This window comes from Methanosarcina thermophila TM-1 (genome assembly GCF_000969885.1).
Classification (GTDB): Archaea; Halobacteriota; Methanosarcinia; order Methanosarcinales; family Methanosarcinaceae; genus Methanosarcina; species Methanosarcina thermophila.
In genome coordinates, this window is the sequence record NZ_CP009501.1 from 1,220,299 (window position 1) to 1,244,352 (window position 24,054).

Here is a 24,054-nt window from a genome sequence, read left to right on the forward strand (position 1 = left end):
AATGAATACATATTATATTATTATACAAGTAAAATATCTTCTAATCTTTGCTACTTGTTAAATTTTAGGAGCCGTGACTTTTAAATAAAAATCTGTTATATCCAATCATGATAATTATAAATGTAAGTTAAGTAAATGGCAGCCTGAAGTTACATAAAAATTATAAAAAAGGGAAAATGACTAAAAAATAATTTTTATCACTTTAAGGCATAACTTTAACATAATTTAGCTTTTTACCTTAACACTGCCTGCAATATTATTTATTATTAAAACGATATTATAAAAACCAGGGTCAGTAAACCTATGGGCTGCATTCATGGGATGTTTTGAGCTTATACCATCCCCGAAATTCTAGAGCCAGGAAGTAGGTGCAAAACCAGTACTTGTACCAGTGAATAAGACAACAAAAGATGTTGTGCCAGAAGTCTCACTCAGGATAAAATATATACACCTGGCAGAATGAGTGAATGTGTACACATTACTGCATAGCGTAAGTTCAAATCACTGCTCCGGTGGTTCAAACACTCAGTAGCAGTCGATCTGAAGATTAAAGAATATTCTGATTTTTTTTGCTAGAATATAAAGATATTCTACTTTTTTACCCTTGCCAATTCAAAAATATAGATGTTTTCCAGTAAAATATTGTGGTGGATTTTCACCACTCACCTTAGTATGAGATTTTAAGGTTACTCTGAAAAGTTGTATGAAAGATTGCATAAATAGATATCATTATTTTCTGCACCATCAACGTAATTCTTGTCCATCCCCCATACAATAATGTTATTGTGTACTTCTGGTGTTGTATAAACGTCATTAGAGTAGCCATATATCAGCGTGCTTTGTCCTTCAGTTATATTATATAAATATACTCCGGGTTTGCCTTCGTAATCATCAACACATTTGTTATATACAATTTTGTCATCCTGTATGGCAATGTGTGTCCCTGTACTGGCGCCGTATTCATTCCCATTTGGATCGGTGCCAAGTGGATGTGTGACTTCTGTGGTTCCTTTTGTTAACATATCGTACATCACGATATATCCCTGATGGTTATACACATCAGACCAGATGATTTTAGAACCCCATATACGAGGAATATTTGGATAGCCATATGAACTTACAGTTACTTTTTCCTTCGTATTGATGTCATACATTCTGATAATCATATCTGCTTCTGGATCTTCGGTATATGAATAATACACCACTTTTGTGTCATATATGTCGGGGTCACTGCCGCTTCCGATAACAGTCTGCGTGGACGTAGACATATCCATCAGATACACGCTGTCATTTGCACTCCAGACTATTTTGTCGCCGTAAATAGCAGGCTTGCTATATTGGTCTACATTCTGCGTTATGTAAGTTTTTGTAGCTGTAGGAATATCGTACACCGCAAGCTTTGGTGTTCCGCTACTCATATCATGCCAGACTACTTTGTTTTCGTAAATATCTGGACTGGATGCTCCAGAAGAGCTAATTACAGTGTCTGTTCCGTCGATCAGATTGTATAGATGAATAACAACCCCATCTGTCCATACTACCTCATTACCATAGACAGCAGGATCGTATCCTGTGCCAATTTTTGTAACTTGAGCCGCTGAAGCTGAAGTTAAGGTTAAAAACAAAAAAACAAAAACCAGGAATGCCGAAGCTAAAGCTGTTGAACACAGCTTCCCCATATCTTTCATTTATTTACCCCCAAGTAGCTTTATTTTTCAAAGTTAATGTATACCCATAGACGGATATTTTTTAGGTTTGTAGTTATATCTGGATCATATATTAAAAAAGCCACGGTAATATAAAAAATCTGATATTTCAAAATCGGAAACGGCAGATAATAGCATAATTATAAGTCTGCCCTAAGATATCCTCCGAATATACAGAATCATATATTTATGAATAGGTTTGAGAACTGTTCCTACGCTTACGTTTTTCAGCGATTATCCTAACAGAACCTAAAATATGTTGTCATTTTTGCCATAAAAGATAGCAGAAATAAAGCGCGGATGAGATATTTTAATGTAAGGTAAAATAAGAAGATTGAAGCCATGAACTCAAAAATTATTTTCTCTTTGACACAAAAGACGTCCCAATAACGATTATTAAAGCAACCACGCCTATGACAAAAATAATCGTTCCAATGCGAAAAATTACATTGTATCTCATCAGATTATATTCGATATAATCAGGAGGCATTTCATCTACAAAAGATATCTCTCTACTATCATGTAAGAAAGTTATGTCTCTACTCGCTACATATAACTTATTTCCATCCGGAGTGACTGCAACTCCAGAAGGATTGCCTTCTATGTTCATTATGGCTATAACAGTATCAGTAGCTGTATCAATTACAGAGACTGTGCCATCATTTTTTCATAGAGCCTACCACCAATTTTTTCGTCGATGTTGCCCTCATTAGCCACATATACCTTTTTACCATCCGGACTGAATGCAACTCCCCATGGATTAATTTCTATTTCCACCGTATCTATAACTTTATTTGTTGCAGTGTCAATTACAAAGACGGTGCCACTCCGAAAGGTTAGACTTGTACATCTACATTTTGCGTCGCATCTGCAATATCTGCATCTTGCGTCGCATCTGCAATACCCATCAGCATTAAGAGTGCCAGTAATATAACTCCTAACGCTTTTATGAGGATGTGTTCTCTAAATATTTTATTAGATGTTATATCTTTCATCTTAAAATTCTAGATAGATTCGTATATTTATGAGTTTATCCATGGTCGATTTGATTCTCAAATCAGTAAAGTTACAGAATTTTTTTCCGTAATCAGAAGCTCATTGATTATCCCAACTCAAGATTCAGAGAAGTAGTTTAGAGTTATGGAATAGGCTCATAGAGCATGATATGAGAAGAAAGTATAATACCTTAGAAATATAGTTTCTGAGCTATAATTAATAAAATTGAGCACTATCCACAGGGTATTCTTGTGCAAACTTGGAAAAGAGTGGAAAAAGAAATTACACATTAAATAATTTCTGCGATCTTCCTCGCAGATGCTTTTAATACCTCTCTTGCCTTTGCTTCGGTAAGCCCGGCTCCCATTGCAATTCTCAGGGCAGCTTCATCTGTGATAAGGTTTTCAGGAGCATGTGTATCTGTATTCACTAAAAGCGTTGCACCGGCTTGAAGAGCGAGCCTTGCAACATGGCCGTTGGTCCGGTTGTGCCCATTTCGGGCGGTAATCTCAAGGCAGACATTGTTCTCTTTAGCAGTCTCAACATCTTCCTCGGAGATCAACCCCGGATGAGCCAGGATATCAACATATTCGCAGGCGACCGCTGCTGCGTTTGTTCCAGGGGCAACCGGCTCGGCTATGGTTTCCCCGTGAACGACCACGATTTCTGCGCCCAGTTCTTTTGCTTTCTTTGCAAGGGGAGCGATCTGGCGGGGAGGGACATGCGTCAGCTCAACACCCGACAGAACACGGATATCCCATTCGCTTTCAAGGTATTTTGCTTTCTTTGCAGCTTCTATAAGCTGTTCGAGATTAGTGTAATCGGCATGGTCGGTAAGTGCAATAGCCTTATAGCCGTGAATGACAGCCCGCCGAATAAGTTCGCTGGGGATAAGTTCCCCGTCACTGAAAATCGTGTGAGTATGAAGATCAATCAACCGGATCACCGTGTTTAGAAAATATTATGCTTTTTACTTTTTGACTTTTAGGCTTTTTATTACTTAATTCTACAGTTCACTTTATTAATGAACATTTAATCAATTTTTAATTAAGCATTTAATAAATTAACCAGATTTTTCGGTTTTCAATCAGATTTCTCGGTTTTTCCAAGCCTTTCTGCGACACCAGCAAAAGCGAAGTTCGGCTTCACATCTGTTATTTTAATCCTGACTTTTTCTCCTATCTCGACATCCTTTACGAAGACAACAAAACCCTCAATAAGCACAGCCCCGTCTCCACTTGAACCCAGCTTCTCGATATCTACAACGAATTCATTTCCTTTCCTGAGCGGAGCTGTAAGGAATTTCTTTCCTATAACATAAATTTCCGCGCTCTGGGAGCGTGAGGCTTTAGGAGAATAAGCTGTTGTCCGGACAAAATTATCCCTTACCTTTTGCATATAGTCGCCAAACATATCTCCCTGGAAGACCTTCACAACGAAGTTTCCTTTAGGCTTGAGAATTTTTTTTGCACATTCCAGAGCCGAAGTTGCAAGCTCGATTGACCTTGCATGGTCATAGGACCAGTTTCCTGACAGGTTAGGGGCTGCATCACAGAGCACCACATCGGCTCCTTTTGGACCAACAATTTGAATAATCTTTTTAATTGTGGACTCGGCATTTATATTGCCCTGAATTGTCTCAACTCCCTCAATAGGCTGAATTCTTTGCAAATCCACGCCAAGAACTTTTCCCCCGGATAATTCCTTTGCAACCTGAAGCCACCCGCCCGGAGCTGCCCCCAGATCGACAACTGTGTCTCCCCGCTTGAGAACTTTATGTTTTTCATTAATCTGTTTAAGTTTGAAGGAAGCCCTGGATCGGTACCCTTCCTCTTTTGCCTGATGATAATAATAATCTCTTCTGTCTCTTGCCATTGTTACTTTCCCTGCACTGAGAGCTGATATAAGTTACGGAAAAATCGTCTAGTTCCTCATCTTAATTTCTTGTCAATAATCCATGAATCTTTTCTCAATATCCATTGACCATTTATCAGTAATTTATGTGTCTTTGTCAGATAATCCATTGATTATCTCTTATTAAACCCCTGAGCCTTTAGCATCAATACGAACATTCTTACTCTTGTATTCGTCTGTGCTGAGCAATATTACAGGGCAAATTAGCACAATTACAGTAACCCACACTGCTTTAACCCCAATAAATGAGGTAAGCAAGCCTCCCAGAATAGCTCCTGCTAAAAACGAGAGGTTAATCACAGAAAAACGGACTGCTTGAAAAGCCGATTTATAGTCTTTTCTTGTGACAGCAAGATAGGCTTCCTGGGTAGCGGATCGTAGATTTCCGGTAATCGCGATTGTGTTGTACGGAGAACCGTCAAGTTTGCGAAATACAGAGAACTGGAGAGCAGCTACAAATGAGATTGCAACAGTTACCATCATATCAGGACCTGTATAAGGTATAAAACCTACAATAAAAAGGACTGCAATCTCAAGAATTAAAACTGCTCTTTCGGTATCCGGTATTAACAGTCGCATTGAAGGTTTTTTGATTGTCTCGGCAACTACTACTCCCACAATAAATGCCAGAATAGGTACTGCATAAAGTACTGCCTTTTCCCATTCTCCTGCTGCAGCTTCTATACCCATGAGCACAACATTTCCAGTCTGCGCATTGGCGAAAACCCCGCCTCTCCCTACGAATGTGTAAGCATCAAGAAATCCCCCTACCAGTGTAAGAAGTATACCAAGTTCTACAGACTCAGATGTTAATTTTTTAAAATTTATTTTATTTTCATTCTTTATTTGCATTTTTATCATTCAAAATTCTAGAAATCATCTTAATTGTAACAAACCTTTCTGCTTTGCACCTAACCTGCTGGGACTGCACCTAAAAGTAAGAAATAACTAAACTAATCTCTAGCAAATCATAGAACAAAAATTTAAATTATGAGCCAATCCCAAAACTTCCTTTGATCTAATTATTGCTGTTAAGATTACAATCCCAAATTTAATTTTCTATTCCGTAAAAAGGAGGATTGACAGGTCGATAATGCGGTATTGATAGCGTATTCATTATCAATTTAGGGGGTTTAAAGGAGGAAATTTTTCATGTAATAAGTAGACCGATCGACCTGCGAGAGTTAAATAAAAGCAATAGTATAAAAAACTATCGATAATTATTATTCAGTAACTTTCTTACGGATTGTCCGTGAATGGTCATCCTGCTGTCATTTTTCAGGTAGAAAAGTCTCTTCTCCACATAATTTAAAATTTTTTGACGCAGAAATTATGTTCTTCTCAAAATTTCAACTCTCATTGGAAAAGGTTAGAGTTTTCTAAGAGAACTTTGCATTACATGAAACAAAAAGCTAAGCCGGATAAACTTTTTAATCTTAACTCTCATGTTCTGAAAAGGGTCAAGTATATCTCCCACTGTCGTCTTGACCTCAGCTCTTATAGCAAACATACCTTCAATATTTCACAGCAAATACCTTCTTGAGCTCAAGACCGTTCTTAGTATTTCTTCACCGCCTGTTTTTTCGACCCTGATGTCAGACGGCTTTTCAATTACCTCAAGATTAAGTGGAAGGCGCTTCCGGATTTCCCCAATTAGCTGAAAATCCCCGCTCAGAATGACGAAGTCAATAGACCTGTTTTCTTCAAGAACCCTGTCCAGAGCCTCGACGACTTTATCGACATGATGCGCGATATCCTCTTCCCTCAGGCGCTCGAAGCGGCGCTGGCTGAAACCTCCTTTACTGTGCTTTTCCTTTACACTGCTGCGGATTAGCTCCCTGATGTCAAAAACCCGCGCATCGGGAGTAAAGCCTATGAAGGATTCACCTGCATGCAGGATAAGGATAAGTATTCGGTAGTCCTTACTCAAACTTTCCTCAAGCAAAGCAACCTCAAAATTGTCTCCGAGCTGCCAAGTAGGGGAAGCAATCGGGAGAGGGGGAGCTATAGCTTCACAAATCATGCGGTGAAAATCATAGAAAAGCACAACGCCGGTTTCGGATTCAAGCCTGTCAAGAAGCGTACGGTTTCCCTCTTCTACACGCTCAAGTATTTTTTCACTCATTATTTCTGATAGCCTGGTACCCGAAGGCAGGTAAACAGTGAGCAGGTCATCTGCAGGGGCGTGGAAGGATTTGAGTCTGGAAAGATAAGCCTGAACCGCTTGCGGGCTCAAAGTCTCAATTCCCCGAAACTTCAGTTTGCCCTCGGACTCAGACCTGAGGGTTTCAAGCTCGTGGGAGAGGGTCTGAGTCCGAATACGTTCCTGGTTTAAAAGGGCTTCAGCCTCCTGCCTGTCCGCAACTGCCTGCCTTGCGAGAGCCTCTTTCTTTTCAAGCTGGCTTTTTGCACTCTGCAGGTCGAGCTCCAATCTAACGATCTGAGATTTGAGCCGGGCTATCTCAAGCTCAAGCTGCTCTTTTCCTGAAATCTTCCCTATAAGTGTACCCAAGCCCTTTTTTGTGATTTCCGAGGTTTCTTTTTTTGCTTTCTTGTCGTTCATTTTGCCTTCCCGAACATTCTCCGGCGTCAATCAGAATCAATATAATCCTGTGGCTGGTATTTAATTCATAACAGCCAAGATTTAGCTCTCTATTTCATAACTCAGACTTATTAAGAAATTAAAGCATCTCTATAAAGCTTCTCTATTAATTTTAATCGTTTGTATTTCGAAAGTTTTAAGAATATCGTATTAAATGTCACTTTGCTTTCAGGAATGTTTTCTGAAAAGCAAATCGATTTAAGAAATTATTGCCCAGTTTACTAGCTTAGTTTATTAGCTTTATAGATTACTCCGGTGCCTGAATGAAAACCCCATTGGAAGACACTCAAAACCTAGCGGATCAGAAGGAACCGAACAGGGAAAATCCCGGTCAAAAAGAACCGGATCGAGTAGATGAAAAGGATAAACAGGACAGGCAAAAGCCTTCCAGGCGCAAACCCGAAAATTTCCATCCAACACTCTGGATCCAGGGACAGAAAAGCTCATCTCTTGCTGGGAAAACCATAGTTATTGGAGTTACAGGGAGCATTGGGGCGGTAAGAACCGTTGAGCTTGCAAGAGAACTGATAAGAAATGGAGCTGAAGTTCATGCTGTCATGACAGAGGCTGCCACGCGAATACTGCACCCTGATGCCCTGCACTATGCTACAGGAAACCCTGTAATTACCGAACTTGGAGGCAGGGTTGAGCATGTGGAGTTTTGCGGACTCAAGGGAAGAGCAGACCTTCTCCTTATAGCCCCTGCAACAGCAAACACTGTGGGAAAAATTGCATTCGGGATAGATGATACCCCTGTAACCTCGTTTGCAACAACTGCACTTGGCTCTGGTGTACCTGTGATGGTAGTTCCTGCGATGCATGAATCTATGTTCAGGCATCCGGCTGTAGCTGAGAATCTGGTGAAACTGAGAAGCTGGGGTATCCAGATCGTCGGTCCCAGGCTGGAAGAAGGCATCGCAAAAATTGCAGCAAATGAAGAAATCGTGCTTGAAGTAGAAAGGGTGCTGGGAAGCAAAACCCTTGAGAACCGGAAGATAATCATCACAAGCGGCTCAACAGCCGAAAGCATAGATCCTATCCGCATTCTGACGAACCGGGCTTCAGGCAAAACAGGAAAAGAACTTGCCCTTGAGGCTTACCGCAACGGAGCTGATGTAACCCTTGTTCATCGGGATAGGCTCGGATTTTCGGGAATCAGGGAAATTTTTGCAGAAAGCGCTGCTGAGATGACTGAGGCTGTACTCCTGGAGCTTGAAAGCGGATACGATGTCCTTATAAGTTCGGCAGCGATTGCGGATTATACAGTCGAGCCTTCTCCCGAAAAGATCAAATCGGGAGGAGAACTTGTTTTGAGATTGAAACCTACTCGCAAGCTGATAAAAGAATGCCGTGAAAAATACCCTGACCTTATAATTGTAGGCTTCAAGGCTGAAACCGGGGTTGAAAAGCAGGAACTTTTAAGAAGAGCAAGCTCAACCCTTAAAGCCTCAAAACTTGACCTGATTGCAGCAAACGACGTTGCAAAAGGCGGAATGGGCACCGAGGAAAATGAACTGTACCTGGTTAGAAGGGAAAAAAGCGAACCCAGGCACGTAAGCGGGAATAAACGCAAACTTGCAGCCTATATCCTTGAAGAGGTAGCTGAACTGTTAAAACAAAAACTCTCGTGAAGTAAATGCTCTGATAAAAAACAAGCATCTCAGGTATTGCCGAGTACTCCGGAATATTTCACAAAGATCCGGATATTCTGCAAAGCACTATGCAAAACAGGAACGAACTTTGAAAAAATGATTAAAATTGTAAAAAAGGCGCTTTCCATGTATACATATGAAAGTGAAGGAGCAAACTTTCTGGCAAAAGCCTATGCTCCGGGACACATTACAGGTTTTTTCCAGATACATGAACACGAAAATCCTCATCGTAAGGGTTCTACAGGCTGCGGAATCGTCCTGAACGGAGGCGTTACCACTGAAGTAGAGGTAGGGAGGTCTGTAGAAGAGACCGAGATTTTCCTTAACGGAAAAAGGGTTGAAGGCAAAACCAGCCGTACAGTCGCAGAGATGATGACTGACATGCCTGTAAAGATAAAGAGCTGGGCAGAAATTCCAACCGGGTGCGGATTCGGAGCATCAGGTGCAGGAGCTCTCGGTACAGCCTATGCCCTCAACAGAGCACTTTCCCTTAACCAGACCGTAAAGAGCCTGACTGAGTATGCCCATGTAGCTGAGGTTGTCAACCACAGTGGGCTTGGAGATATTGCTGCCCAGTCCAGCGGTGGAGTGGTAATCAGGCTGCAACCGGGTGGGCCCGAGTACGGGCTTGTAGACAGGATTCCGGCTCCTGAAGCCAGGGTTTTCTGTATTGTACTTGGCGAGATTTCTACCGATCTGGTTCTGAGAGACGAAGCCGCAACCGCAAGAATTAACAGTGCAGGGAAAACAGCCATGTCCGAGCTGCTTAAAAAGCCTACACTTGAGAATTTCATGCAACAGGCTAAAACGTTTGCCAGTAAAACAGGTCTTATGAGCAGCAGAGCAAAAGATGTTATCGAAGCTGCAAACGCAAGTGGAGGGCTTGCTTCCCAGGCAATGCTTGGGGATACGGTTTTTGCAATTGCTCCTCACCCCCATGAATTCTCTCTCTACGAATCCCTTCAGGAATTCGGGGAGGTGCTGGAATACAGCATAAGTACCTGTGTGCCGAAGTTAATGAATGAGTGAACCCAGGAAAAGCAGTTTCATGCAGATCAGGAAAATCTAAAATCTTTACACAAAAATATTCGCAAAAAAGAATTTACAGAAAATCTACTGCTTAATTAATCCTCCTACAGCTTAAATAGAATAGAAATAGAAAGAAAATCTGGATCAAATAGATGACACGCAGTTCTGAAGGCTTAATTAGAATAAATATTTGCCTATACTGAATTTAAATTGATTTGCATAAACTAAAATAAGAAAGGTAAGCGACCGTTATGACAGAGATACCTAAAGACCACCCTAGGTATGAGTCCCTGATCGCCCGTGAAAAGGTTGCAGCCGGGGTAAAAATGGGGATTACAAGCATTCAGGGGCTGATTGCCCAGGGAAGAGGTGAAAGCTTTGATTACCTCATAGGCGAGCGAAGTACCAAGTCTGCACTGTATGCTGAAAGGGCGGCAGTTGCAGCCATGCTTCTGGCAAAGAACCCTGTAATTTCTGTAAACGGTAATGTCGCAGCTCTTGCTCCTGATAAAGTTGTAGCTCTTGCGGATGTTATGGGGGCAAAACTTGAGGTGAATCTCTTTCACAGGACAGAGACGAGGGTGCGCCTTATTATAGAACAGCTTAAAGCCAATGGGGCTTCCGAAGTACTCGGGAAAAATCCGGACGCTACCCTTGAACTCTCTCACGATAGGCGGCTGGTAGAGAGCAGGGGGATTTATTCCGCAGATGTGGTGCTCGTCCCGCTGGAAGACGGAGACCGATGCGAGAAACTCGTGGAAATGGGAAAGACCGTTATAGCCATCGACCTGAACCCTCTCTCACGAACTTCAAGGACAGCTACAATCTCGATAGTTGACAATCTCACGCGGGCACTTGATAACATGATCAAGCTAGGAGTAGAACTGAAAAAGGAGAGGAAAGAAGAACTTGTGGAATTAATCACGACCTATGACAATAAAAGAGCCCTCTCCGAGGCGGTTTCCGAGATCCAGGAAAACCTCAAAGCCATTGCTGCAGAATTGGAATACTGAATATGGACCTGATAGAAAAAACGAGGGAATTTGTGGCTTCTTTTCTTGAAGGAGAGCCCAGTTCCCACGATATGTCACATATAAACCGGGTAGAAGCCCTTTGCCTTGAGATCCAGAAAGTAGAAGGGGGAAATCCTCTCGTCCTTCAGCTTGCAGCTCTTCTCCATGATGTCGGCGTAATTAAAGAACATGAAGAAGGAGGGGACCATGCCGTATATAGTGCTGAGATAGCCTCAGAATTCCTCTCAAAAGCAGGGCTGAGAAAAGAGGTTATTGAAGCCGTTAAGAACTGCATCTTGACTCACCGCTTCAGTTCAGGAGAGATTCCGGAGTCTCTCGAAGCCCGGATCTTGCAGGACGCTGACCGCCTTGACGCTCTCGGAGCAGTAGGAATTTTCAGGGCTGTTCTTTCTATGGGCGCTCTGAGAATGCTGAAACACACAACAGGGCTGGATAAGGGGAGTTCGAAAAGAACTGTATATATTGAAGACCCGATTGAAGGCTTTAATGAATACATGAAGTATAAACCTTTCACAATTCCTGAGAAGCTGAATACCGATACGGCAAAGAAGATTGCTGAAGAAAGGCTGAAAATCATGCGCCTTTATCTTGAAGCGCTGAAACTTGAAACCGGAATGATAAATCTGGAATCTAAGCAGGGATCGGACTTTAATAAACTTAAATAAATTATCGTAAAATGCTGATAAAAACGATTATAACCATTTAGAGTTATCAATCCTAAAGGGCTGGCGCTGCGCTGGTCACAAACCCTTTAAAGAGAATCATGCATATATTCTCAGAATGACCTCCAGAGGCACTGTAGATCGGCGGATGAGAAGGTGTATCCTTGAAACAAAGCAGGTAATCCATCCCTTCGAATCACCGGCTGCAAGATTGCCAGTATTAAACAGAACAATCGTCGAACATCAGGAAGACGTATTCACACAATTAAAATTTAAAGGAAGACCTTTTTTAATCTCATCACTGGAAGAAATTAGCTCATCTACCTCCCCAACGCTTGTTTACCGTGATGATATTTACTTCAATAAAGAAATAGTCCTGGAGTTTTTAAACAGGGCTTCAGCAACCGGAAAACCTGCACGATTAGCATTCTAAGATACTGACCCCTGTTTTAGTGAGCATATCTCATCCCTGCAGCATAGTATGGAACATGTGGGAAATTTGTATATGGGTGATTTTTTCTTTTTTCCCGCTGGAACACAGGAGAAAGATTTCTTACCCATAGTAATAGATACGGAAAGTATCTCTATTCCCTGTTTCTCCTTGCCCTCACCAGAATTAGGAAAAGGGCAAAAATTATCAGGTAATTTACCTATTACGCTCCCCCCATTTCACTTACAAGTACCAAGGCTATCTTATATCGCTATCAAACACTGGATACATCTGCTTTTTGCCAATTTTACGTGGGGCATTCATTCCCAGGAACGCCAGCGAAATACAGGTTTTATAAACTGGTATGCGAGATTTAGAAAAATACTATCCTGTCTACCATATGCACCAGAAAACTGTGGTACAGTTAAGATTGGAAAAGGTTGTCAAACAGATCCAACAGCAACTATAATAGGTCCAACTACTATTGGTGACGGAGCTGTTATTGGACCAAATGTAACTATCGCAGTGGGGCATATTGGTGATCATGCTGTTCTTGAGCCGAGTTGTACGGTCCGGTTTGGAGTTTTGGGAGCACGAAGTAGTCTTCTTGCCAGCAGAAATCTTATTATGAGCTGTGTTATGAATAATTCAGTTATTAACACCGATATTCGTTATTCTATAGTTGGAAACCATTCTTTTCTTGGCGCTGGGTCACTTATTACGGATTGTATTTTGAAGAATGCTGATGAGGGCGATCCCAAGATTAATCTACACATGGTGAAAGTTCTCGCCGGTAAGGAGATAGTTAATTCCGGGTATTACATCCTGGGCCCGGCTATGGGTAATAGAGTTAAAATCGGATCTGGAGTAATCATATATCCCGGGCGGGTGATAAAATCCGGCAGCATAATTCTTCCTGATCAAGGGTACAATATTATTGACAGGTAGTTGAGCGTATTTACAAAAAACGACACTGGGAAGTCCCGGTTTTCAGGGGCTTATGAATTCTTTTTTTACAGGATTTTAATATAATTCCAGTATTCTCAGAAATTTCAGTAATTTCAGGACAGCTTTTTTTAGTATAACCTCCTATTCCAGTTACCTCTTAATTCAAGTTAACCTCTTAATTCAAGTTACTTTTTAGTTACATTACTCAAAATCAGAAAATGCTCTTTAAAACGTGTTTAAGCTAATAACTTGATTTCATTACCTAACGGATCTGATCAGATGGCTGATATAATTATAAAAAATGCTTATGTTCTGACTATGGACCCTGAAAAGGGAGACCTCAAAAACGGAACCATTGTCATTGAAGACGGAAAGATTACTGAAATCGGGGAAAAGACAAGCGAAAGTGCTGATACCGTAATTGATGCGAAACATTCCGTAGTAATGCCCGGGCTTGTAAATACGCATACTCACGCTGCAATGACACTTTTTAGGGGTTATGCTGATGATTTGCAGCTTGCAGACTGGCTTGAGGGGCATATCTGGCCTGCCGAGGCGAAGCTAACTGCAGAAGATGTTTATAAAGGCAGCCTGCTTGCCTGTCTGGAGATGATCAGGTCGGGAACAACAGCTTTTGCAGACATGTATTTCTATATGGATGAAACCGCAAAAGCTGTTGAGATATCAGGGCTTCGGGCTTCACTCTGTCACGGGTTAATAGAGCTCTGGAACGAAGAAAAAGGAGAAACCGACCTTAAGGAAGGTAAGCGTTTTGTTCGAGCCTGGCAGGGAGCTGCTGACGGCAGGATAAAAACCATGTATGGACCCCATGCTCCGAACACCTGTTCCGAGGAATTTCTTGCAAAGGTCAGAGAGGAAGCCAGCAAGGACAGAGCAGGCATTCATATTCATCTCCTTGAGACGGAAGCCGAGCTCCTTGCCATGAAAGAAAGGTACGGAAAATGTTCGGTGCACCTTCTGGAGGACATAGGGTTTTTCGGACCTGATGTGCTTGCTGCCCACTGTGTCTGGCTTTCGGATGGGGACATAGAGATTCTGGGAAAAAGAGGAGTGAATGTCTCCCATAACGTTATAAGTAATATGAAACTGGCTTCAGGGATTGCACCTGTGCATAAAATGCTCGAAAAAGGGGTAAATGTAAGCCTTGGCACGGACGGCTGCGCCTCAAATAACAACCTTGACCTATTCGAGGAAATGAAAACTGCTGCCCTCCTGCATAAAGTCAACACTTTCAGTCCGACTGTCCTTCCTGCACGGCAGGTACTTGAGATGGGTACTGTGAATGGGGCAAAAGCCCTCGGCATTGAAGCCGGCATGTTGAAAGTTGGAAAGAAAGCGGACCTGATTGTTGTGGATATGAGAAAACCGCATCTTACTCCCTGCTTTGATATTCATTCCCATCTTGTGTACTCTGCAAGAGGCAGTGATGTAAGGACAACAATTGTAGATGGAAAACTCCTTATGGACGATTACAGGGTACTGGCTTTCGATGAGCAGAAGGTGCTGGAAGAGGCTCAAAAAGCCGCAGAAGAGCTTATCGCAAGGGCAAATGCCTGAGAAACTCGTATTCAGGGAAATGATTTTAATTATGCGGAAAGGTAATACCTGAGACCACGAGAATAAATTGACCTTATATTGAACTTTATATTCATCCTGATAAAAATCGAATTTAATCGCCTATCTATAATATTACGGGATCACCATGAATGAAAAAGAACTAATAGAATCCGGAAACATGAAAATGGACTGGGCAAGAAACCACATGCCTGTGCTTGCTATTATAAGGGAAAAGTTTGAGGAAGAAAAACCCCTGAAAGGGCTGAAAGTAGGAATGGCACTGCATGTAGAAGCGAAAACTGCAGTCCTTGTAGAGACCCTGGCAGCTGGCGGTGCGGAGGTATCAATTACAGGCTGCAATCCCCTGAGCACGCAGGACGACGTAGCCCTTGCACTTAACATACGCAAGAATATAAGCTGTTTTGCAAGATACGGGGTAGGAAGCCAGGAATATTATGAAGCGATTGACCGTGTTCTGGATTCCAGACCCGATATCACCATTGATGATGGGGCAGATCTCATATTTAAATTACACAAGGAAAGAACCGACCTGCTTCCGAATATCCTTGGCGGCTGCGAGGAAACAACTACCGGTGTGCACAGGCTTCATGCTATGGAAAAGGAAGGAGCCCTGAAAATGCCGGTAATTGCAGTAAACGATGCCATGACCAAGTACCTTTTTGACAACCGCTACGGGACAGGGCAGTCAGCCTGGGATGGTATTAACAGGACTACAAACCTCCTGGTTGCAGGCAAAAACGTTGTTGTTGCAGGCTACGGCTGGTGCGGACGTGGAGTTGCAATGCGGGCAGCAGGTCTCGGGGCAAGCGTAATCGTTACCGAAGTTGATCCCATAAGAGCCCTTGAAGCCAGAATGGACGGCTACAGGGTCATGAAAATGTCTGACGCCGCGAAAATAGGAGAAATCTTTGTAACCACTACCGGAAACCGCGATATCCTCACAGCCGAGCACTTCAAATCCATGCCTGACGGAGCAATCCTTGCAAACTCTGGTCATTTCAATGTGGAAATTGATATGGAAGCCCTTAATTCCCTCGCAAAGACCGTCCGAACAGTAAGAAACAACATAAAAGAATACGATATCGGCGGCAAGCGCATCAATGTCATAGCCGAAGGCAGACTGGTTAACCTCGCTGCCGGCGACGGCCACCCTGCTGAGGTCATGGATATGAGCTTTGCAAACCAGGCTCTCTGTGTACGCTATATTGCCGAAAACAAACTCCCGAACGGAGTCCACAGGGTACCCCAGGAACTCGATAATTATGTTGCCAGAATGAAACTCGAATCAATGGGCATAAGCATCGACGAGCTTACAGAAGCGCAGAGATCCTACATGAGCGGCTGGGAGTGCGGAACGTAATTTGAAAAGAAAAAAGAGTAATTTCTACAAATTTTCTTCAATAGTATAACTACGGTGCTAAAAATGCAGTAACTCACACTGCATTTTATTTTCTAATTTCGTTTTACTTTTGGCTGCACGTCTTTTTAGAAAATAATAATTTTTGTGAAACTTAACAATTACTTATTTTCCTTTCTTTTGTTGGCTGCGCTTTATTCTCAAGAACTTCTGATGAAAAATATATATACGTTTAAATATTTATTATAGACAGTTTATAACTCAAAAAATCACAAAGGATATATTAGTACAAGTTCATCTTATAGACATGTAGTACAAATTCATCTTATAGACGTATTTAAACAAAAATCAATTTGTTATTTTATAGAATGCCTGAATCCACTTTTAATGAAAAACTATATTAAATTAAGTTACAGGGCTTATAAAGTTTCCCAGGCGTTTGCGATACGATTTATATGGTTTAGAAAATAATGGGGACATGGTATACAAAAATTACAGAGGCTAAAATCTCTTCCAGGGATAAAATAAAAAGTTGAGTATAACAAATAGGAGATTTTGATATCAGGTTCTGGAACCTGAGAAAGCTTACAAGTATGGATTTTTAAAATTAGTTTTAATAACGGGAAGAGGGTTGGAATGAAAAAAGGCTTGAGAAAATCCGGAATTGACGTTGTTGGTGAAGTGCCTTGGGGGACACACTTCTGCCAGTTTTACCAGACAAAACAGGATTTGATTGACATACTTGTTCCTTACTTCAAAGCAGGGCTGGAAAATAATGAATTTTGTATGTGGGTTACTTCACATCCCCTTGAAGCTGAAGAGGCAAAAGAAGCTCTTGGAAGGTCCGTTCCTGATATTGATGTTTACCTGGCGAAAGGGCAGATTGAAATTATTCCCTATGATAGATGGTATATAATAGACGGGGTTTTCGACTCTCAAAGAGTGCTTAATGGCTGGATTGAAAAACTTGACAAAGCTCTTGCTAAAGGTTATGACGGTCTGAGATTGAATGGAAACTTATCTTGGCTGGAAAGAGGAGAATGGAACGAGTTTATCGAGTATGAAGAACAGGTAGATAATATAATTGGCAACCACCAGATGATGGCTCTATGCGCTTATCCTCTCGATAAATGCACCGCAATCGACATCATTGACGTAGTCGTCAATCATCAGTTTGCTCTTGTTAAAAAGGAAGGAAAATGGGAACAGATTGAGAGTTCCAGACGCAAAAAGGAAGAAGAAAGAGCCTTTCAAGCCACGCAGCACTGGGGATCTACTTTTGATACCCTGCCAGACCCCATATCCATACTTGATAATGAATACAGGATTATTCGTGCAAACCAGGCAATGGCAAAAAGATTGGGGATGGCTCCGGAAGAGTGTAAAGGCTTAACCTGCTATCAGGCAGTGCATGGGACAGATAAGCCGCCTTCTTTTTGTCCTCACAGGCGGCTGCTTGAGGATGGACTTGAACATACAGTTGAGCTTTATGAAGACAACCTGGGTGGTTATTTTATAGTTAGCGTCTCGCCACTTCACAACTCAGAAGGAAAAATTATAGGAAGCGTACATGTTGCCCGTGACATCAATGAACGCAAGCAGGCTGAGGAGACTTTGCGTGACGCATACGAGAATCTCCAGATGCAATCGGAGGAGCTGGAAGCTCAGACCGAAGAGCTTCAGAAGGCTTATGAAGCATTGAATGAAAGTGAAAAGCAATATAGGATGCTTTTCACAAACATGACCGAGGGTTTCGTCCTTGGAGAGCCTATTTATGATAAGGATGGTAAGCCTTGTGACTATCGTTTCCTTGATGTAAATCCTGCTTTTGAGCTTCAAACAGGTTTAAAAAGGGAAGAGATATTGGGCAGGACTATACGGGAAACACTATATAACCCAAACTACCTGCTTATCGAAAAGTGTGGTGAAGTAGCGCTCTCAGGTGAGCCAACACATATTGAGATTTTTAGCCAGGAGCTGGATAGATATCTTGACAGTTACATATTCAGCCCTGAGAAAGGAAAGTTTGCAGTAATCTTAAGAGATATTACAAAACGCAAGCAGGCCGAGGAGGCACTGCGCGAGATTGAAGCACGTCGTAAGGTTGCCGAGGCTGTGCAGGTTGAACGGGAGCGATTGAATAATGTGCTGGACATGCTACCGGCTTACGTGGCACTAATCTCACCAGATTACCACGTGCGGTTTGCAAATCGTTTCTTCGAGGAGCGCTTCGGCAAATCTGAGGGGCGGCGTTGTTACGAATATCTTTTCCAGCGTACCGAGCCCTGTGAGAACTGCGAAACCTGCAAGGTGTTCAAAACAGGTGCGCCTCATCACTGGGAGTGGACCGGTCCGGATGGCCGCAATTACGACGTCTACGACTATCCGTTCAAGGATTTCGATGGTTCTACACTCGTTATGGAGATGGGCATTGATATAACCGAAATCAAACAGGCTCAAGCGGCAGCTCAGGCAGAGCGACAGCGATTCTTTGAAGTACTTGAGACTCTGCCAGCACTGATATCCCTGATGACACCTGACTATCACGTCGCCTTTGCCAATCGTAGCTTCCGTGAAAAGTTTGGGGAATCCAACAACCAGCACTGCTACGAGTATTGTTATGGGCGCACTGATCCCTGTGAATTCTGCGAAATATATAAAGTGATTGAAACCGGTCAGCCCCATCATTGGGAAAGCAACATCCCTGACGGGAGCGTAGGTGATTGCCATGCCTTTCCATTCACCGACATTGACGGTTCGCCCATGATTCTCTTGATGAACATTGATATTACCGAGCAGAAACGTGCTGAAGCAGAGCTAAAAAAGCATAAGGAGCAGCTCGAGAAAGCTTATAAATTATTGAAAGAGAGTGAAGAAGATCTTGCTGAAGCTCAGAGAATGGCTCACCTTGGAAACTGGAGCTGGAATATAGAAAATAACGAATTATACTGGTCTGATGAGGTTTACCGAATTTTTGGACTCACCCCTCAGGAGTTTAGAGCAACTTACGATTCATTTTTGAGTTATATACATCCAGAGGACAGGGAGTATGTAGATAATGCTGTTAAAGAAGCTTTAAACGGAAAACCCTACAGTATTGATCACCGGATTATCCTAGATAATGGAGAAGAGCGTATATTACATGAGCAGGCTGAAGTTATTTTTAACGAAGAGCATATTCCTGTTCGGATGAGGGGAACAGTTCAGGATATTACTGAGCAGAAAAAAGCTGAAGAAGCGTTAAAATTAGCTAATGCCTATAATCGTAGCCTTATAGAAGCCAGTATAGATCCCTTTGTAACTATTAGTCCGGATGGTAAAATTACTGATGTGAATCATTCCACAGAGATCGTTACAGGCTATTCCCGTAAAGAGTTAATTGGAACAGATTTTTCGGACTATTTCACCGAGCCTGAAAAAGCCAGGGAAGGTTATCAGCGGGTTTTCCAGGAAGGATCGGTGCGAGATTATCCACTGGAAATTCGGCATAGAAACGGAAAGATAACGCCAGTTCTGTATAATGCATCGGTTTATCGGAACGAGGCTGGTGAGGTTGTTGGGATTTTTGCAGCTGCACGTGATATTACTGAACAGAAGAAAGCAGAAGAAGCTCTGAGGCTATCAAATATGTACAACCGCAGCCTTCTTGAAGCCAGTCTGGATCCTCTTGTCACTATCGGGGCAGACGGAAAAATAACCGATGTGAACAGAGCTACAGAACTGGTTACAGGGTATTCCAGGAACGAGTTAATCGGAACAGACTTCTCGGACTATTTCACTGACCCTGAAAAAGCCAGTGAAGGGTACAGGCAGGTATTCAGAGAAGGGCTGGTACTGGATTATGAGCTTGCGATTCAGCACAGGACTGGAAATGTTACACCGGTTCTGTATAATGCGTCAGTTTACCGAAATGAGGCTGGTGAAGTTATTGGTGTTTTTGCTGCAGCCCGTAACATTACAGAGCTAAAAAAGGCAGAACAATTGCTAAAATTGAAATTAGAAGAACTTGCTCGCTCAAATGCAGAACTGGAACAATTTGCATATGTATCTTCCCATGATCTGCAGGAACCCTTGAGAATGATAGCAAGCTACCTGCAGCTTTTGCAGAGAAAATACCAGGGAAAACTCGATGAGAAGGCGGATAAATACATTTATTTTGCCGTTGACGGGGCTTCCCGCATGCAAAACCTGATTAATGACCTTCTGGAGTTCTCAAGAGTGACCACCAGAGCCAAAGAATTCGAACCCACAGACTGCGAATCTATTCTGGATCAGGTAATTTCTGATTTAGAGATACCCATAAAAGAAAATGAAGCCAGTATATCTTATGGTAAACTACCTGTGGTAATGGCGGACTCTACCCAGTTAACTCAGGTATTCCAGAACCTCATCAGCAACGCTATAAAGTTTCGCAGCGAAAAAGCCCCTGAAATCGAGATTTCTGCAAAGAAAAAAGACAATGAATGGTTATTTGCAGTAAAAGATAACGGAATCGGAATTGAGTCCAAATTCTCGGAGAGAATCTTTGAGGTTTTTAAAAGACTTAATAAAAGAGAAGAATATCCAGGAACAGGCATAGGTCTTTCAATCTGTAAAAAAATTGTAGAGAGGCATGGAGGACGTATTTGGGTAGAATCTGTTCCAGGTGAAGGTTCAGTCTTTTACTTCACTCTGCCCATAATTCCTGTGAAATCTCATGATAAAGACTCTATAACAGAAAAATGAAATTTAGAATAACTTTTGAGCCTCAAAAGTCTTGTTCAAAACTTAAAACATTTTAAGGAAATTTGAATCTATATTCATAGCCAGGAAGGTCATAAAAAATGAGAACCCGGACCATGTCTAAATCCGTAGAAATCCTCTTAGTGGAAGACAGTAAAGGAGATGTAGGCTTAATTGAAGAAGTTTTCGAAGATGCGAAAATCGGGAATACTCTTCATATTGTAGAAGATGGAGAAGAGGCAATCGCTTTTTTACGCGGCGAAGGACAATTCTCAGACGCTCCACGCCCGGATATAATTCTTCTGGATTTAAATTTACCAAAAAAAGATGGGCGCGAGGTTCTTGAGGAAGTAAAAAGCGACGATGAGCTTAAGAACATACCTGTTGTGATTTTAACGACTTCAAAAGCCGAAGAGGACATACTGAAATCTTATAATCTCCATGCCAATGCATACATTACCAAACCTGTTGACTTTGATCAATTTATAAAAGTAGTTAAATCCATAGAAAGCTTTTGGCTTGAGATTGTAAAACTGCCGTCGAAATGAGATTAAATTAACCCCTGATAGGTCGCTTGGATATGGATAAGAAGATTGAAATCTTACTTATTGAGGACAACCCCGGGGATGCAGCTCTAATTGAAGATATGCTCGAAGAATTCTCTAGCTTTCCGTATGAGCTTAAAAATGCTGCAACCCTGAATGAAGGTTTGAATCTTCTTAAGGAAAATTCGTTTGATGTAATACTAGCCGACCTGGGATTACCGGACAGCGATGGCATTGACACTTTTCTTGAGATTCATGCAAGGAACTCGCGAATTCCCATCATAATCCTGACAGGTATGACTGATGAAAGGCTCGGAATCAATGCCGTAAAGCAAGGTGCTCAAGACTACTTGGTCAAAGGGCAGGTAGACGGAAAATTACTGATACGTTCTATCCAGTATTCCATTGAACGTAAAAAATCCGAGGAAAAAATCCAGAACTTAGCAAATGTTGTGGAATCATCAAATGATGCTATTATAACAAAATCGCTTGACGGAATTATTACAAGCTGGAATAAAGGGGCAGAGCAGATCTATGGGTATTCGGCTGAGGAAGCTCTGGGCAAGCCCGCAGATTTCTTAATACCATCTGAATTGAATAATGAATCAAAAAGATTACTTGAGATGGTTAAACGGGGAGAAAAGGTTCACCAGTATGAAACCTCACGGGTAAGAAAAGACGGCAGGATTATAGACGTGTCAATGACCCTTTCCCCGATTTTTGACATCTCCGGAGAACTTGCAGCAGTCTCGATAATTGCCAGAGATATAACCGAGAGCAAAAAAGCCGAAGAGAGGCTTCAGAGAAGTGAGGAAAGGTATCGTATAATTGCGGAGCAGACAGGGCAGCTCATATACGAATACGATATTGAGGATGGTAAAATTTACTGGGCAGGTGCCATAGAAAAGGTCACGGGATATACTCAGGAAGAACTGACGAATATCGGGATTGAACTATGGATAAATAATGTCCACCCTGACGACCAGGTAAGAGTCTGGAACCAGAAAATGAATGATTACATCCAGAACACAAAAAACGCTGAAAGTAAGAGAAATTGCCACCTGGAATATCGTTTTAGAAGGAAGGATGGAGAATATATTTATATCGAGGAGCATGTTGTTTGCCTTCAAAAAGGAAATTATCTCACAAATAAAGTCTTCGGGATAATGAAAGATATCACGGAAAAGAAAAAGGCTGAAAATGTGCTAAAAAGGATTGAAGAAGCTCGTAAAAAAGAAATCCACCATCGGATAAAAAATAACCTTCAGGTCATCTCATCCCTGCTTGATCTTCAGGCTGAGAAATTCGCTGGTAGTGACAGTTATGACCCTTCAAAAGTCCTTGCAGCATTCAAGGACAGCCAGAACAGGGTTATTTCTATGGCTCTTATTCATGAGGAGCTGTATGGATCGCGAGAGGTCAGCACACTTAATTTTGGAGCATACCTGCAGAAGCTGACCGAGGATCTCTTAAGGTGTTATAATGTCGGAGCCTCAGGAATCAATCTGCGTCTGGAAATCGAGGAAAATACTTTTTTTGACATGGATACCGCAGTTCCTTTAGGAATGGTTGTCAACGAACTTGTATCAAACTCCCTCAAACACGCATTTCCAGACAAAAAATCTGGAGAAATTCGGATTAAGCTTTCCAGGGAAGAAAATCGAAAATTCAAGAACGATAAGCTCAAAGGCAAAAATGAAGGGCGCAAATGTAAAAATTACACGCTAACCATTTCAGACAACGGAACAGGTATACCTGAGAGCCTTAATATAGAAGATTCCGACACATTAGGGATACAGCTGGTAACTATCCTGGTAGACCAGCTAGATGGAGTACTCGAATTGAACAGGAACTCCGGAACTGAGTTTATTATTGAGTTCTCGGTAGAAGAGAAGCAGCAGGAAACTTATCAGGAGCCTTTGGAATCTCCAGAAACTTTACTTTTCTAACCTGATTATGGTCAAACTTTCTTTACGGCTGGCAAGTCAATTACCAATTTCTCCAGGCTTATTTTTGCTACATACTGTATCAGGATACTCATTATTTGTCAGAATTGCTTTAAACTGGCAGAGAAAGATTATATAAAGAAAAAAATTAATAATGTTGAAAGTCTAATGTTATTGTGCTTACATTTTACATCATTACCATGTGTAAAATTATGCCTTTCATGTAATGATGTTGCATTATTTAGTTCACTGATTTTTGAACTGAGCAGGTTATTGTGGAAAAAAACTCTATAGTTCAGAAATTGGTAAAACCACAAGGGGGGAACATATTTCAAAGAAAATCCTTATCTTAACAGGGGATTGCGCTGAGGATTATGAGGTTAAGGTACCTCAGCAATCACTCCAGATGCTGGGCTACAAGGTGGATATATCGGCACCCAATAAAAAAGTCGGTGACATGCTGCAACTGGTCGTACATGACTTTACTACGCTCGATACCTATATTGAGCTTCCCGGGCATCATATCTCGGTAGATATCCCCGCTTCCGAAGTAAATGTGAATGAATATGAAGGTCTTGTTGTTCCGGGTGGCAGAGCTCCTGAATACATCCGTATGTATGATGATACTCTTAAACTCGTACAGGACTTCTTTAAGGCTGGCAAGCCTGTAGCAGTCATTTGCCACGGCTTGCAACTTCTGGCAGCCGCTAAGGTTCTGGAAGGATATCGGGTAACATCATATCCGGCATGTGCTGCAGAATGCCGGCTAGCAGGTGCTGATTGGCAGTCTGAACCCGTAATTACGGATAAAAATCTGGTAACAGCTCAAGCCTGGCCAAACCACCCTGCCTGGTTAAGAGCCTTTGTCGAACTGCTTGGCGCAAAGATAAAGGTTTAAAGAGGGCACTAAAG

The 24,054-nt window shown here is 41.9% G+C and carries 20 protein-coding genes; 12 read left to right on the forward strand and 8 right to left on the reverse strand.

What is annotated here, in order from left to right:
- Positions 1-686: 686 nt before the first annotated feature.
- From MSTHT_RS05190 to MSTHT_RS05215, 8 genes are all read right to left on the reverse strand, one after another.
- Complete coding sequence (locus tag MSTHT_RS05190) at positions 687-1,688, reverse strand: hypothetical protein (RefSeq protein ID WP_048166865.1); 1,002 nt, start codon at positions 1,686-1,688, stop codon at positions 687-689.
- Between the two features lie 373 nt (positions 1,689-2,061).
- Positions 2,062-2,316 carry a hypothetical protein gene (locus MSTHT_RS15035; RefSeq protein ID WP_048166866.1) on the reverse strand — a complete coding sequence of 85 codons (255 nt, stop codon included), beginning with the start codon at positions 2,314-2,316 and terminating at the stop codon, positions 2,062-2,064.
- Positions 2,317-2,348: 32 nt separating this feature from the next.
- Positions 2,349-2,483 (reverse strand): YncE family protein, encoded by a 135-nt coding sequence (locus tag MSTHT_RS15355; RefSeq protein ID WP_259274537.1) that lies wholly within the window; start codon positions 2,481-2,483, stop codon positions 2,349-2,351.
- 59 nt (positions 2,484-2,542) lie between these two features.
- Entirely contained in the window at positions 2,543-2,701 is a 159-nt protein-coding gene (locus MSTHT_RS15045; protein ID WP_231588205.1) for a hypothetical protein, read from the reverse strand.
- Positions 2,702-2,991: 290 nt separating this feature from the next.
- Positions 2,992-3,639 (reverse strand): histidinol phosphate phosphatase domain-containing protein, encoded by a 648-nt coding sequence (locus tag MSTHT_RS05200; protein ID WP_048166867.1) that lies wholly within the window; start codon positions 3,637-3,639, stop codon positions 2,992-2,994.
- Positions 3,640-3,785: 146 nt separating this feature from the next.
- The gene (locus MSTHT_RS05205) at positions 3,786-4,577 is read right to left on the reverse strand and encodes a 23S rRNA (uridine(2552)-2'-O)-methyltransferase (RefSeq protein WP_048166868.1); all 792 of its coding nucleotides are present in this window, start codon (positions 4,575-4,577) and stop codon (positions 3,786-3,788) included.
- A 162-nt stretch (positions 4,578-4,739) separates the two neighbouring features.
- Positions 4,740-5,477: a YoaK family protein gene (locus MSTHT_RS05210; RefSeq protein WP_048166869.1), complete on the reverse strand. Its 738-nt coding sequence runs from the start codon at positions 5,475-5,477 to the stop codon at positions 4,740-4,742.
- 661 nt (positions 5,478-6,138) lie between these two features.
- A complete protein-coding gene (locus MSTHT_RS05215; RefSeq protein ID WP_181952183.1) occupies positions 6,139-7,179 on the reverse strand; it encodes a Vms1/Ankzf1 family peptidyl-tRNA hydrolase in 1,041 nt (346 codons plus the stop codon).
- 302 nt (positions 7,180-7,481) lie between these two features.
- On the opposite strand from MSTHT_RS05215, the gene coaBC reads away from it, so the two are divergent.
- From coaBC to MSTHT_RS05280, 12 genes are all read left to right on the forward strand, one after another.
- Positions 7,482-8,849 carry a bifunctional phosphopantothenoylcysteine decarboxylase/phosphopantothenate--cysteine ligase CoaBC gene (coaBC, locus tag MSTHT_RS05220; protein WP_082086776.1) on the forward strand — a complete coding sequence of 456 codons (1,368 nt, stop codon included), beginning with the start codon at positions 7,482-7,484 and terminating at the stop codon, positions 8,847-8,849.
- Between the two features lie 117 nt (positions 8,850-8,966).
- Positions 8,967-9,899 (forward strand): pantoate kinase, encoded by a 933-nt coding sequence (locus MSTHT_RS05225; RefSeq protein ID WP_082086777.1) that lies wholly within the window; start codon positions 8,967-8,969, stop codon positions 9,897-9,899.
- A gap of 251 nt (positions 9,900-10,150) precedes the next feature.
- Entirely contained in the window at positions 10,151-10,912 is a 762-nt protein-coding gene (locus tag MSTHT_RS05230) for a 4-phosphopantoate--beta-alanine ligase (RefSeq protein WP_048166870.1), read from the forward strand.
- Between the two features lie 2 nt (positions 10,913-10,914).
- Positions 10,915-11,598 (forward strand): HD domain-containing protein, encoded by a 684-nt coding sequence (locus MSTHT_RS05235; RefSeq protein ID WP_048166871.1) that lies wholly within the window; start codon positions 10,915-10,917, stop codon positions 11,596-11,598.
- A 115-nt stretch (positions 11,599-11,713) separates the two neighbouring features.
- Positions 11,714-12,028, forward strand: a complete 315-nt coding sequence (locus MSTHT_RS05240) for a hypothetical protein (protein ID WP_148704579.1) — start codon at positions 11,714-11,716, stop codon at positions 12,026-12,028.
- Positions 12,029-12,076: 48 nt separating this feature from the next.
- Positions 12,077-12,973, forward strand: a complete 897-nt coding sequence (locus MSTHT_RS05245) for an LbetaH domain-containing protein (protein ID WP_048166873.1) — start codon at positions 12,077-12,079, stop codon at positions 12,971-12,973.
- 279 nt (positions 12,974-13,252) lie between these two features.
- Positions 13,253-14,551 (forward strand): amidohydrolase family protein, encoded by a 1,299-nt coding sequence (locus MSTHT_RS05250; protein ID WP_048166874.1) that lies wholly within the window; start codon positions 13,253-13,255, stop codon positions 14,549-14,551.
- 145 nt (positions 14,552-14,696) lie between these two features.
- Entirely contained in the window at positions 14,697-15,932 is a 1,236-nt protein-coding gene (locus MSTHT_RS05255) for an adenosylhomocysteinase (RefSeq protein WP_048166875.1), read from the forward strand.
- A gap of 633 nt (positions 15,933-16,565) precedes the next feature.
- Positions 16,566-20,654 carry a PAS domain S-box protein gene (locus tag MSTHT_RS15050; protein ID WP_052721835.1) on the forward strand — a complete coding sequence of 1,363 codons (4,089 nt, stop codon included), beginning with the start codon at positions 16,566-16,568 and terminating at the stop codon, positions 20,652-20,654.
- A 98-nt stretch (positions 20,655-20,752) separates the two neighbouring features.
- Positions 20,753-21,199: a response regulator gene (locus MSTHT_RS05270; RefSeq protein ID WP_048166876.1), complete on the forward strand. Its 447-nt coding sequence runs from the start codon at positions 20,753-20,755 to the stop codon at positions 21,197-21,199.
- Between the two features lie 32 nt (positions 21,200-21,231).
- A complete protein-coding gene (locus MSTHT_RS05275) occupies positions 21,232-23,145 on the forward strand; it encodes a PAS domain S-box protein (protein ID WP_052721836.1) in 1,914 nt (637 codons plus the stop codon).
- A 343-nt stretch (positions 23,146-23,488) separates the two neighbouring features.
- The gene (locus MSTHT_RS05280; protein ID WP_231588245.1) at positions 23,489-24,040 is read left to right on the forward strand and encodes a DJ-1/PfpI family protein; all 552 of its coding nucleotides are present in this window, start codon (positions 23,489-23,491) and stop codon (positions 24,038-24,040) included.
- Positions 24,041-24,054 lie beyond the last annotated feature (14 nt).